Source organism: Candidatus Bandiella numerosa (assembly GCF_021811875.1).
Classification (GTDB): domain Bacteria; phylum Pseudomonadota; class Alphaproteobacteria; order Rickettsiales; family Midichloriaceae; genus Aquirickettsia; species Aquirickettsia numerosa_A.
Genome location: NZ_JAJBJD010000294.1, coordinates 1 through 247, shown reverse-complemented (window position 1 = coordinate 247; position 247 = coordinate 1). Strand labels below are relative to the sequence as shown.

General features: G+C 46.6%; 1 protein-coding gene. It reads left to right on the top strand.

Annotated features, from left to right (window positions below; translation table 11 throughout):
• Window positions 1-247: hypothetical protein (locus tag L8D11_RS05660; protein ID WP_236870679.1), on the top strand; the 247-nt coding region annotated here is incomplete at both ends.

Genomic DNA, 247 nt, shown 5'->3' with positions numbered 1-247 from the left:
TTGCCGTCAGCTTCCTTCCGCCAACTCCTCACGAAGTTAACCTTGCCTCAGCTAATGGACAGCTCTATATCAGCCCATGAGGGACTTGAACCCTCTACTCTTACATCATGCACGGCGCACATAAATAAGTACACGCTAGATGCGGCAAAAAAAGAAGGCATGAGCAAAAACACAGAAATAACTGCGTTCTGCGATGGAGCCGCAAACTGCTGGAGTATTGTTGATTCATTGGAAAGTCACTGCAAAA